The following is a 286-nucleotide window of genomic DNA, read 5'->3' on the forward strand; positions in this document are numbered from 1 at the left end:
CACCGTGCGGGTTCGACCCCCGCCCTCGGCACCATATGCGCCCGTAGCTCAATTGGATAGAGCGTTTGACTACGGATCAAGAGGTTAGGGGTTCGACTCCTCTCGGGCGCGCTTTTATTAACGGGAAGTGGCTCAGCTTGGTAGAGCACCTGGTTTGGGACCAGGGGGTCGCAGGTTCAAATCCTGTCTTCCCGATATTCCCAAAAACATGGGGCCTTAGCTCAGCTGGGAGAGCGCCTGCCTTGCACGCAGGAGGTCAGCGGTTCGATCCCGCTAGGCTCCACTT

The 286-nt window shown here is 58.7% G+C and carries 3 tRNA genes; all 3 read left to right on the top strand.

The features are described 5' to 3' along the window. The first annotated feature begins 37 nt into the window (after window positions 1-37). Window positions 38-111 (top strand) — tRNA-Arg (locus tag MR147_RS26875). Window positions 112-121: 10 nt separating this feature from the next. Further along, a tRNA-Pro gene (locus MR147_RS26880) sits at window positions 122-195 on the top strand. A gap of 15 nt (window positions 196-210) precedes the next feature. Then, window positions 211-283: transfer RNA gene (locus tag MR147_RS26885), tRNA-Ala, on the top strand. Window positions 284-286 lie beyond the last annotated feature (3 nt).

This window comes from Bacillus cereus group sp. BfR-BA-01350, from assembly GCF_022663775.1.
Taxonomy (GTDB): domain Bacteria; phylum Bacillota; class Bacilli; order Bacillales; family Bacillaceae_G; genus Bacillus_A; species Bacillus_A paranthracis.